The 2,516-nt window shown below is 59.4% G+C and carries 2 protein-coding genes; both read right to left on the reverse strand.

What is annotated here, in order from left to right:
- Window positions 1-1,590, reverse strand: a 1,590-nt coding sequence (gene recN, locus ACIQ3A_RS15050; protein WP_396432534.1) for a DNA repair protein RecN, incomplete at its 3' end; no start/stop codon positions are given.
- A gap of 3 nt (window positions 1,591-1,593) precedes the next feature.
- The gene (locus tag ACIQ3A_RS15055; protein ID WP_396432535.1) at window positions 1,594-2,487 is read right to left on the reverse strand and encodes an NAD kinase; all 894 of its coding nucleotides are present in this window, start codon (window positions 2,485-2,487) and stop codon (window positions 1,594-1,596) included.
- Window positions 2,488-2,516: the final 29 nt, after the last annotated feature.

Below are 2,516 nucleotides of genomic sequence, written 5' to 3' on the forward strand. Positions count from 1 at the left end.
ACCCAACATGCGTGCGATTTCGCTGACGCGTTCTTCGCCTGCAACGGCACGCACTTGGCTGTTGACTTGACCATGGGCAGCGGCTTTGCTGACCAGCAGGTGATGGTCGGCACAGGCTGCCACTTGTGGCAAGTGGGTGACTGCCAGCACTTGGCGGTGCTGGCCCAGTTGCTTCATCAGGCGGCCCACGGTTTCGGCGACAGCGCCACCGACGCCAGAGTCCACTTCGTCAAAAATCAGGGTGCAGGCTTCGCCGAGTTCGCTGGTGGTCACGGCAATGGCCAACGCAATGCGTGACAACTCGCCGCCTGAGGCGACTTTTCCCACGGGCCGTGGGGTGCTGCCTTCGTGACCGGCGACCAGAAAGCTGATTTCTTCAAGGCCATGCTGGGCAGGGGATTCAAGGGCTTGCAGCTGTACTTCAAAACGACCGCCTTGCATGCCCAGTTGCTGCATGGCGCTGCTTACGGCTTGGGCCAATGGTTTGGCAGCCTGTTGGCGCTGGCTTGAAACGGATTTGGCAGCTTGTACGCAGGCGGTTTGTGCAGCTTGTGCCGCCTTTTGCAGGCTATTGAGGTCGGCAGCTGCATCGAGCTGAGCCAAGTCTTTTCGCCAGGCTTGAAGGGCCTGCGGCAATTCGTCGGGTGTTTTTTTGTAGCGTCGGGCCAGAGACAGCCACAAGCCCATGCGCTCGTCGAGCTGGGCCAGGTGAGCTGGATCCAGATCGGTTTTGCGCAAATAACTGTGCAGGCTGTGGGCTACATCTTCGGCTTGGGCTTGGGCCGATGTCAGCACATCGGCCAAGGCATTGAATTCGGGCTCAAAGTGGCCCAGTGACTGCAGTGTTTGGATGGCCTTGGACAACTGGCTCAAGGCGCCTGCTAAATCTTCGCTTTCCAGCAGGGCGCTGGTCTCGTTGGCGCCATCGATCAAAGCTTGTGCGTTGGCCAGGCGACTGTGTTGTGTGCTCAGGTCTTGCCACTCATGGGCAAGTGGATTGAGTTTTTCAAGCTCGCCAATTTGCCAGGCCAAGCGCTCACGTTCGCTGGTCAGGGTGCTTTGCGCTTGTTGCGCGTTGGCAAGTGTTTGCTGTGCTTGACGCCAGGTTTGCCAGGCGGCCTTGAGTGGCCGGATGTCGATGCCTGCATAGGCATCGAGCAGCCCGCGCACGGCTTCAGGCCGGGTCAGACTTTGCCAGGCGTGTTGGCCATGAATGTCCAGCAGTTGTTCACCCAGTGCGCGCAGCTGCGTGGCCGTCGCGGGGCTGCCATTGATCCAGGCGCGGCTTTTGCCCGAAGTGTCCAAGGTCCGGCGCAAAAGCAATTCGGCGTTGGTTTCAAACCCGGCTTCCTCCAGCCAGGCCTGGATGGCGGGCGTGGGCTCGAACCCCGCACAAACTTCACAGCGGCTTGCGCCTTCTCGCACAACCCCTGAGTCAGCGCGGGCGCCCAGGGCCAGTTGCAGGGCGTCGATCAGGATGGACTTGCCGGCGCCAGTTTCACCAGTCAGCACACTGAAACCGCTGCTCAAATCCAGTTCCAGTTCGTGCACGATGACAAAGTCGCGCAGGGTGATGTGCGTCAGTGCCACAGCTTAAACGCCCTCATTCCAGTGCATTTTTTTGCGCAAAGTGTCAAAGTAATTCCAGCCAGCGGGATGCAAAAATCGCACCTGGTGTTCTGAGCGTTGCACCACGATCCGGTCTCCCAGTGCCAGGTCAGCCACCGATTGCATGTCGAAATTGGCGCTGACATAGCGTCCCGCCACAATCTCGATGCTGATTTCGGAAGACTCGGGCAGCACGATCGGGCGGTTTGACAGCGTGTGCGGTGCGATTGGCGCCATGACCCAGCCACCAATCGAGGGGTGCATCAGCGGGCCGCCCACCGAAAGGGCATAAGCGGTAGAGCCTGTGGGGGTGGCAATGATCAGTCCGTCAGCACGTTGGGTGGCCACAAATCGGCCATCGACTTCTACCCGCAACTCGACCATGCCCGAGGTCCCACCTCGGTTGACGACCACATCGTTCATGGCCAGGGCGCTGAACACGTTGCGCTGGTCGCGCATGACATGTCCCTGTAGCAAGCTGCGGTCTTCGGTCTGGTAATTGCCTTGCAGCATGGGCAAAAGAACATCCTGGTAACTTTGAATGGGAATGTCGGTAATAAAGCCCAGTCGGCCCTGGTTGATGCCAATCAGCGGCAAGGCGTAACGGGCCATTTGGCGGCCAATGCCCAGCATGGTGCCGTCGCCGCCGATCACCAGGCCCAAATCACATGCGTTGCCGATGCTGCCCATGTCCAAGGTGGGGTAATGGGCCAGGCCTGTGTGCAACGCGGTTTCTTGGTCCAGCACGACCTCGCAGCCTTGTCGAGTCAAAAACTGGGCCACATCGTCCAGAACCAGGCGTGAACTCTCCAAAGCCCCCCCCTGGGTGCTGGCGTGGTATTTGCCAAACAGCGCGACGTGACGGAATCTGGATCTCATCGGCAAATTACATCATTAAAATGACAGGA

This window comes from Limnohabitans sp. (assembly GCF_044361985.1).
GTDB lineage: Bacteria > Pseudomonadota > Gammaproteobacteria > Burkholderiales > Burkholderiaceae_C > Limnohabitans_A.